Annotated in this window: 8 protein-coding genes; all 8 read left to right on the forward strand. The window is 37.3% G+C overall.

The annotated features are described in order from the left end of the window. The coding region (locus tag RAO94_01230) for a hypothetical protein (GenBank protein ID MDP8320950.1) at positions 1-506 on the forward strand (506 nt) is incomplete at its 5' end. Continuing rightward, entirely contained in the window at positions 472-1,386 is a 915-nt protein-coding gene (rsmH, locus tag RAO94_01235; GenBank protein MDP8320951.1) for a 16S rRNA (cytosine(1402)-N(4))-methyltransferase RsmH, read from the forward strand. The genes RAO94_01230 and rsmH, both read left to right, overlap by 35 nt. Before the next feature lie 15 nt (positions 1,387-1,401). After that, positions 1,402-1,764 (forward strand): hypothetical protein, encoded by a 363-nt coding sequence (locus RAO94_01240; GenBank protein MDP8320952.1) that lies wholly within the window; start codon positions 1,402-1,404, stop codon positions 1,762-1,764. Between the two features lie 7 nt (positions 1,765-1,771). Then, entirely contained in the window at positions 1,772-4,000 is a 2,229-nt protein-coding gene (locus tag RAO94_01245) for a penicillin-binding transpeptidase domain-containing protein (GenBank protein MDP8320953.1), read from the forward strand. Then, the gene (locus RAO94_01250; protein MDP8320954.1) at positions 3,979-5,109 is read left to right on the forward strand and encodes a UDP-N-acetylmuramoyl-L-alanyl-D-glutamate--2,6-diaminopimelate ligase; all 1,131 of its coding nucleotides are present in this window, start codon (positions 3,979-3,981) and stop codon (positions 5,107-5,109) included. Before RAO94_01245 ends, RAO94_01250 begins: the two co-directional genes overlap by 22 nt. Beyond that, positions 5,082-6,782, forward strand: coding sequence for a UDP-N-acetylmuramoyl-tripeptide--D-alanyl-D-alanine ligase (murF, locus tag RAO94_01255; protein MDP8320955.1), 1,701 nt, complete (start codon positions 5,082-5,084; stop codon positions 6,780-6,782). Before RAO94_01250 ends, murF begins: the two co-directional genes overlap by 28 nt. Positions 6,783-6,795: 13 nt before the next feature. After that, complete coding sequence (murD, locus tag RAO94_01260) at positions 6,796-8,133, forward strand: UDP-N-acetylmuramoyl-L-alanine--D-glutamate ligase (protein ID MDP8320956.1); 1,338 nt, start codon at positions 6,796-6,798, stop codon at positions 8,131-8,133. Next, the coding region (locus RAO94_01265) for a hypothetical protein (GenBank protein ID MDP8320957.1) at positions 8,123-8,524 on the forward strand (402 nt) is incomplete at its 3' end. The genes murD and RAO94_01265, both read left to right, overlap by 11 nt.

An 8,524-nucleotide genomic window follows, 5' to 3' on the forward strand; every position in this document is an offset into this window, starting at 1 on the left:
TTCTCATCATATTAATGCAGGGAGATGTTATGGATTTTCCAAGAGATATACTGGGTCCAACTGAAATGAATCTTAATCGTCAGCATTTATCGATCCCAAAGATATTTGCCAAGATGATCAGGGCTCTTGATGATCCCAGATGTTTTGTTACTATTGGAGACCGGCGTTTGCTTATCTTTCCCCTGCAGGCATGGTATGATTACGAAGAGCGGCTTGACAGCTATAGAAAACCGCAGTACCGTAAGCAAATCTACCGTCACAAGCTGTTTGGTGCTCCACCGACAGAACTTGATACTTCGGGCAGAATTAAACTTTCAGCTTTGCACTACAGCTTTTTAAATGAGCCCAAATCAGTAACAGTAGTGGGTGTGAGTGATCACCTGGAAATATATACTAACGAAGAGTATGATAGAAAGAAGATTGAAACCTTTAGTGATCCGGAAGCATTTACTGCTGAGGAGGACATGGATTATGTCGAATTACCACATACCAGTCCTGCTGAATGAAAGTATAAAGGCAATGAACCTTAAGCCTGGCAGCGTGGCAGTTGATTGCACGCTGGGTGGAGGGTCGCATTCCAAAGCAATTCTGGAGCATGAACCTGATTTGAAGCTGTTCAGTTTTGATCAGGATATTGATGCAATCAATCAATGTTCATATCTTAAAAAGGAGTATGGTGACCGGATCACTATAATCCAGGATAATTTTGTTAATCTGCGAACAAGACTTGCACTTGAGGAAATCAAATCAATAGACGCTATTTTATTTGATTTAGGTATTTCGAGCCATCAAATTGATACGCCCGTACGCGGATTTAGTTATATGAGAGAAGGCAGACTGGATATGCGAATGAACCAGTCTGGTGAATTGACAGCAGAGACGATAGTAAATGAATATAGTTGTAATGAACTAACCAGGATATTCAGGGAATATGGTGAAGAGCGAGAGAGCTACCAGATAGCAAAGGCAATATGTAATTATAGAAAAGATAATCATTTGACCACAACATCCGAATTAGCGTCCATTATAGACAGATCGACGCGTTCAAAACTAAAGATCAAAGCCCGGACAAGAATATTTCAAGCTTTACGAATACTGATAAATCAAGAGCTTGAAACCCTTAAGTCCGCTCTCAAGGATGCGGTCAATATCCTAAACCCGGGTGGCAGAATAGTAGTGATAACTTATAGTAGTTTAGAAGATCGTATCACAAAGAAATATTTTGTATTTGAGCAATTATCATGCATTTGTCACCCGTCAATACCCCGGTGCCTATGCAATAAGCAAAAAAGGTTGGAAGTTCATCCTGATATCACACCTTCAGAAGGGGATAAAGATAATGTTAGAGCCCGTTCTGCCAGGTTGCGATATGCTACTCGAATCTAATAATCAGGGGGGATTATGAGTAGAAAATTATTAGCTTTATTTATTATTGTCGTGTTTGCTTACACTTTAACCTATTTTTTGAATATGGATACCATTCTGCGTACTAATACAAAGACAGATAAACTGGATGAGAACTATGAAGTGTTACTTACGAGCCATTATGATTTATTATCGGCAAATAATGAACAGAAAAGTAGAGAGAATCTCTGTCGGCTTGCAGAGGAGGAATTAGGCTTAGAGCTTCCAGTCACATTTGATGATTATGCATTTTATCAAGTGTGGGAACAGGATGGAGGAGAAAAAGGAGTTACACTGCTGAGATTTATCACACCAACAGCAGAAGCTTTTAGCACAGAACCACCTAACCAGTTGAAGTGAGTTTAGGATGGATAGCCGGTTGAAAATATTTCAGATACTAATGTATCTGATCCTGGTTTACATAGTATTCCACCTCATAGTAATCACCTTATTTGATCCTTTTGAGCTTAGCGAAGAGATTGATACACGACATAAGATTTCAAAGTTACAAAAATATTACCATCGTGGAAATATTTATGACAGGAATGGTAATTTACTTGTAACCACCCAATATTATTATCAGTTAGACCTTGATAAGGGGTTAATTCATAAGGTGTTAAAAGATACTAAGAAGGAAGGGGAAGTATATAACCTGATCAGTGAAGTATTCTCTAGCGTGACAGGAAGAGATAAAGGATGGATATCAGAAAGGATCAATTCCACTGGGATCAGCAGTATATTCCTGGCTGATAAACTGCAGATAACGGAGATCAAAGCAATCAAGACACAGGTATCAGCGATAGTTGATCAAAATCCTGAATTTGAGATAAGTAACGATAAACTGATGGAATCACTGCATGCAACAAGGTTGTCGGAAAAACGAGTATATCCCTATCAGGATCTTGCTCCGCGATTGCTGGGACTGGCTATGGCAGACACAAGTCAAATCATCAGTCCCGACGAACAGGGAGAACGGGGACACAGGTTCAAACATCTCAAGGGACGCTGTGGAATTGAGCGTACTTTTGAGAATTTACTAAGCGGTGAAAATGGTTGGCAAGAAGTAATTAAAGATGCTTTAGGTGATAAAGTACTTAAACCTTCTCTTAAATCGCGAACCCCTATTCATGGACAGGATGTATATTTGACAATCAATGTTCGTTATCAGGAAATTCTGGAAGAGAAATTACATGAAGGATTATTGAAATACAAGGCTAAAAATGCCATGGGCGTGATCATGGATGTGCATACTGGAGAGATACTGGCATTAGCAGGTGAGCAGGAAAATGATCATAATGAATCAACAGCTACTTTAAGGTCTTATTCCAATTTACCAGTATCATACTGCATGGAACCGGGATCTACGATGAAACCGATCACAGCACTTCTTGCTCTGGAAGATAATCTATATTCGGAGAACGAACTGATAGATTGCAGTCCTCTGGTTTTTGATTATGGTTATACTAAAAGAACAATTCGTGATCATGAACTCATGGGTAAATTGCCTTTGGAAGGTGTAATAGTACATTCCAGTAACCCTGGGATAAGCCGCGTGGCAATCTTAGTGGGAAAAGAGAAGCTCTGGAATAGATATAATGACATGGGTTTAGGACGACAGACTCTATCAGAAATTTATGGTGAATCCAAGGGAATATTCAGAAATCCTGAAGATTGGAGTGAGTATAGTCTTTGCTCTATTGCTTTTGGACAGGAAATATCACTTAATATGCTTCATATGGCAGTAATATATGCATCCTTTGCCAATCAAGGTAATATTTTGCAACCTCAGATATTATCCTATAGTAAAAATCAGTTTGGCCAGACAAGCAATAAGATGGAACCTAAGATATTTCGCAGGATATCTCAACCAGCTCACATTAAAACAATTCAGAGATATCTTCGAAATGTAGTTAAGGAAGGAACAGCAACTGCGACGGATCTGGACTATATTGAAATCAGCGGTAAAACCGGAACATCAGAGATTATAACCAAGGATATTAACGGCAAGATAGAGACCAGACATAACTCCTTATTTGCTGGATATTTACCAAGTAATGATCCTCGTATTGTGATCGTAGTGGCATTTGATCGCTGTATTGAAGATAAAAATAAATATTACTTTGCCTCTCAATCTGCTGTACCCACCTTTAGAGAAGTGGTTAAGAATATTCTGCTGCTTAAGGATTGTGATTTGGTAACCAGCACTACTTCATATCAAGAAGAGATAGCAATTCTGCCTAATTTAATTGGACTTAAGAAACAGGATGCAGTGAAGATATTAAAGGATATGGAAATAGATTATTCATTTATTAATAATAGTTCAGGTGGGATCATCTCAGATCAATACCCTCCAGCAAATATCAAATTCAGCCGGCGCCAGCAAGTCAAATTAGCCTTAGCCCAGCCAGGTGAGATCATTACAGATAAAAAGCTGATGCCTGACTTTAAGGGCTTGAGTTTAAGAGCTGCACTGGAATTAGCCAGAACACGTTTTATCACTCTCACAGCGAACGGTAATGGTGTAGTCGTGGATCAATCTATAAAACCACAAACAGAAATATCACTGGAGGATGGATGCCATCTTACGTTAAAATAAATGAAGTAACTGCCCTATTAAAACAACATAACCTGCTTGTTTCAATATCAACTATTGATTCAGGACAAAAATTTTCAGGAATTGCAATTGATTCCCGAAAAGCAAAAAAGGGAGATATTTTTATTTGCCTGAGCGGTTACGTTACAGATGGTCATCTTTACGCGGATTCAGCAGTATTAAATGGTGCTACATTGATAGTAGCAGAAAGACCAGTAAATGCTGAAGGTGATATAATCCTGGTTAAAAACAGCCGACTGGCAGCAGCATATCTCAGCAGATTATTTTATCATATCGATGATGATAAGATGAAGCTTGTAGGTGTGACCGGTACAAATGGCAAATCTACAACTGCCTATCTTGGATATCAATTAGCCAGATTAGCAGGGAAAAATGCAGGATTCATTGGTACCATTGGCTATTTTATTAATGATAAACATTACCCAACCTCACTTACTACGCCTGATATCATCGATCAGTGCAAGATCTTAAGTCAAATGCAGCAATCTGAAATTGAAATCGTTTTTATGGAAGTGTCATCACATGCACTGGCATTACATAGATTAGCAGGCTTAAAATTTTCTGCTGCCATGTTTCTAAATCTCAGTCAAGATCATCTTGATTTTCATGATAATATGGATGAATATTTTAAATGCAAATCTCAGCTATTTTCACAATTAAAACCTGAGGGGATTTCACTTATAAATACAGATGATAATTTTGGAAAGAAGCTTTGGAATACAATTTCTGGAAACAAATATTCTTTATCTTATTATGATGGTGATATATCATATATAATAAATAAGTTAACAGCAGGCATGTCAGAATATACTTTAACTATAAATGATATTGATTATCATGTTAAATCCGGTTTAAATGGTGATTTTAATATTCAAAATCTCAGCTTCGCTCTTGCCAGTATTATGTTGCTATATCCAAAGATACAAAAAGAAGAAATTATTAAGAATACAATGAACCTGAAAGCAGTACCTGGAAGACTTGAGAAAGTTAAAAATCCAGAAAACAAGATAATCATAATTGATTATGCTCATACACCGGAAGCGATAGAAAAGTCTGCAGCACCATGGCAGAACTTAAAAAGGGTAGATTGATCACGATAATAGGAGCTGGGGGAAACAGAGACACTACAAAGCGTCCCTTAATGCTTCAAGCAGGTCTGCAAAATTCTGATCTAGTGATCGTAACAACTGATAACCCAAGAGATGAAGAACCTTTAGAGATAATAAAGGACATAGTTAAAACAAGTTCAAATAAATCTGCAATCTGGATCAAAGAAGATAGAAAATCAGCCATAATGGACGCATTATTTATAAGTCAATCCGATGATATAATCCTGATCACTGGTAAAGGGCACGAAACATTCCAGGAAATTAATGGAGTAAAGTATCCTTTTAACGAAAGAGATGTAATCAAGGAATATTATCAGAAATACTTACAAAAGCAAAATTATGATCTGTATTTTGATGAGATAATGCTTGAATTTGTCTGCAATAATACAATTACCCGTAAAAACAATAATAAAATATCCCATATAATCACAGACACACGGAAACTACGCAATAATGCTTTGTTTATACCTTTGCAGGGAGTTAATTTTGATGGACATAATTATCTATCCTCAGCACTGGAAGAAAGAAGCAATCTGGCTTTATGTGCCAATAATATTGATTTTGATCATCCGCGTGTGATCAAAGTTGCTGATCCCTTATCCTGCTATGGTAACCTGGCCAGGATTTACCGTTTATTATTCAGCGTAAAACTGATTGGCATTACAGGATCAACAGGAAAAACCAGCGTGAAGGAATATCTTTATAACCTGCTATCTGAACAGGGAAACACAATTAAAACACATTCTAATGAAAACAACTATATAGGTGTTCCCAAAACATTATTCAAACTTGATGGATCTACAAAATATGGAATAATTGAACTGGGTACTAATCATTTTGGTGAGATTAAATGGCTTACTGGTATTAGCTTACCTGAAATTGCTATTATCACAAATATAGGTGCATCCCATCTTGAATTTCTGGAAAACGAAGAGGGAGTATTTCGCGAGAAAATTGAAATTTATTCAGAGGGTGCAAAAATCAGAGTGTTTCCTGGTGATGATCCAAAATTCATTATGCAGACTGGAGAAGATTTTGGTATTAAACCTGAAAGAAAATATCGCATTCACGGAATATATCAGACTAATAATGGTTACTCTTTCAAAATAAATGAGCAAAAATTTCTGATCGCTGCTCAGGCAGAATTTCAGGTTACGAATGCAGCTATTGCTATCGTAGCTGCCATGAGTATGGGATTAACCCCAGAAATAATTCGCCAGGGTATCAGTAAAACCCTGAATCTTCCTTTGAGAATGGAGATTTTGGAATATGGCAAGCAATATATCATTGCTGATTGTTATAACGCTAACCCTCAGTCGATGAAAGCAGCCTTAAAGCACTGGAAAAGGGAGCAACCTGGTAAAAACCATGTAGTAATTCTGGGCTCTATGCTGGAACTGGGGGGAAACTCACATCATTTACATTCTGAAGTTGGAAAATTTCTTGCAAATAGCGAGAATTGTTTAATGATATCTGTAGGTGCAGAAGCAATAAATTATGGCTTTGAATATCATTTTGACAATGTTGAATCATTACAAAGAAGTGGTTTAATCGATAAAATCCCTGATAATTCAGTGATTTTATTGAAAGGTTCGCACAGTATTCATCTGGAGAAATTATTAAAGAAATATAATCCTGATGGTGTGTTAGGATAATCTGGGAAGTAATATGATAATTAAAGACAAGAAATTTGCGGTCGTTGGCATGGCAAGAAGTGGAATCGCTGCTGCCAGAAAGATATCGGAGCTTGGTGGCAATGTTTTCCTGAGTGATAATAAGCCGGTGGATAAGATACCAAATGCAGAAGAACTGAGTAGATTATATGATTGTGAATTTGGCGGTCATTCTGAGAAGCTTCTTGCTGTTGATTGCATTATTGTTAGTCCGGGAGTACCATTATCGCTTCCGATATTGCAAAAAGCCCGTGATCAGAGAATAGAACTGATCAGCGAAATAGAATTCGGTTACCGGGTGAAATCCTCTGACAGTCGCATTATCTGCTGCACTGGCAGCAATGGCAAGAGCACAACTGTGAGTCTGATCTATCACCTTCTAGCTGGCTGCGGATTTAAAACCGTTCTGGGAGGTAATATTGGGACTCCATTCACCGCATTTCCCATTGAAAAACCTGGAATAGATTTTATCGTGCTGGAATTGAGCAGTTTCCAGTTAGAGCTGATTGACGAATTTAAAGCTGATGCAGCTATTATCTTAAATATCACTCCTGACCATTTGGATCGCTATCAAAGTTTTGAACACTATGCAGAAACTAAATTTAATATATTCCATAACCAGACTGAAAATGATCTGGCAATTATCAATCTTGATGATCCGATAATCCAAAAGATGTCAGATAAAATAATGGCAACTAAGAAGCTGTTTTCCCTAAGGAATAAGACAGATGGCTGGAAAAGCGGCAAGAAATTACGTATTGGAGATACGGAATATAATATTACTGATCTGTCAATTGCAGGACCTCATAATGAAATGAATTGCCTGGCCTCACTACTTGCTATTGAAAAATATACTAAAGGGAAAAACGCAAAGATCATCAAAGCTCTTAAGACTTTTCACTCTCTTCCCCATCGCCTGGAATTTATCCAGTCAGTAAATGGGATTCGCTTTTTTAACGATTCCAAAGCAACTAACACAGATGCTGTTAAATATGCGCTTTTATCATTTACTGAAAATGTGCATATAATTCTGGGTGGTTCTGATAAAGGAGAAGATTTTTCAATCCTCATCCCTTATCTGAAACCCAAAAATATCCATATTTATTTAATTGGTGCTACCCGTAAACGGATGGAAGCTGTCTTTAAAGGTCAAATTAACTTCCTGAAATGTGAAAATATGGAAGATGCCGTCAGAATGGCATATTCAAAGGCAATACCTGGTGATATAATCCTGCTTTCTCCAGCATGTGCCAGTTATGATGCCTTTAAAAACTATATACACCGCGGCGAGACCTTTTGTAAAATAGTGCAGGATATAGCTGATGAAAACTAATTTGAAACTCCCTAAGATCAATCTGCTTGAAGAACTCAGGAAAATTGATCTGCGTTTAATGATATGTTACTTATTGCTGATCATCTGGGGGCTTTTCATACAGCTCGATATAACGTCGATTAGCGGGATATTACCCTTTTTTCTCAAGCAGTTCCTGATCAGTGTGGCAGCAATTTTCGTTTGTATAATGATCTATCTATTCTGGAAAATCAAATGGTTTAAATGGTCTTTCTGGATATTCTATATAATTACATTTATTATGCTTATCTATGTACTTAAATATGGTGATAGTGCCCTTGGTGCTATTCGGTCATACAGTATTCCATTTATGGGGAGATCTATAAGTGTTCAACCCAGTCTTCTAGCGAGACTTGTTTTAGTTGTTTTATTT

This window comes from Candidatus Stygibacter australis (genome assembly GCA_030765845.1).
GTDB classification, from domain to species: Bacteria; Cloacimonadota; Cloacimonadia; order Cloacimonadales; family TCS61; genus Stygibacter; species Stygibacter australis.

Bases quoted from the DNA above. Each gene is read 5' to 3' on its own strand.
- RAO94_01245 (MDP8320953.1), top strand. From the start codon at position 1,772: ATGGATAGCCGGTTGAAAATATTTCAGATACTAATGTATCTGATCCTG.
- murD (MDP8320956.1), top strand. From the start codon at position 6,796: ATGATAATTAAAGACAAGAAATTTGCGGTCGTTGGCATGGCAAGAAGT.
- RAO94_01240 (MDP8320952.1), top strand. From the start codon at position 1,402: ATGAGTAGAAAATTATTAGCTTTATTTATTATTGTCGTGTTTGCTTAC.
- RAO94_01250 (MDP8320954.1), top strand. From the start codon at position 3,979: ATGCCATCTTACGTTAAAATAAATGAAGTAACTGCCCTATTAAAACAA.
- murF (MDP8320955.1), top strand. From the start codon at position 5,082: ATGGCAGAACTTAAAAAGGGTAGATTGATCACGATAATAGGAGCTGGG.
- rsmH (MDP8320951.1), top strand. From the start codon at position 472: ATGTCGAATTACCACATACCAGTCCTGCTGAATGAAAGTATAAAGGCA.